This is a genomic window from Bradyrhizobium sp. Leo78, assembly GCF_059512425.1.
Genome location: NZ_JCAMOT010000226.1, coordinates 1 through 439 on the forward strand (window position 1 = coordinate 1; position 439 = coordinate 439).

Annotated in this window: 1 protein-coding gene; it reads right to left on the reverse strand. The window is 65.1% G+C overall.

Translation table 11 applies throughout. The features are described 5' to 3' along the window. The coding region (locus AC5ZG1_RS44410) for an ABC transporter ATP-binding protein (RefSeq protein WP_496136573.1) at positions 1-439 on the reverse strand (439 nt) is incomplete at both ends.

Here is a 439-nt window from a genome sequence, read left to right on the forward strand (position 1 = left end):
CGGAAGTCGCTTCGTCGAGCAGCAGGATCGGCGCGTTGCGCACCAAAGCGCGAGCGATCGACAGCCGCTGGCGTTGGCCGCCCGAAAGCGTCACGCCGTTTTCGCCGACCGGCGTATCGTAGCCCTGCGGCTGCGCCGAGATGAAATCATGCGCATAGGCAAGCCGGGCCGCCTCCTCTACCTCGGCATCGGTCGCTTCCGGCCGGCCATAGCGGATATTGTCGCGGATCGTGCCTTCGAACAGGTAGGGCTGCTGCGAGACATAGGCGAGCTGCTGGCGCAGCGACTTCTTGGTGATGTGGGCGATATCCTGGCCATCGATCAGGATCTCGCCTTCGCGCGGATCGTAGAAGCGCGGAATGAGGCTGATGACGGTGGATTTGCCCGCACCCGAGGGGCCGACAAGCGCCGTGGTCGTTCCGCCCTCGGCGACGAAGCT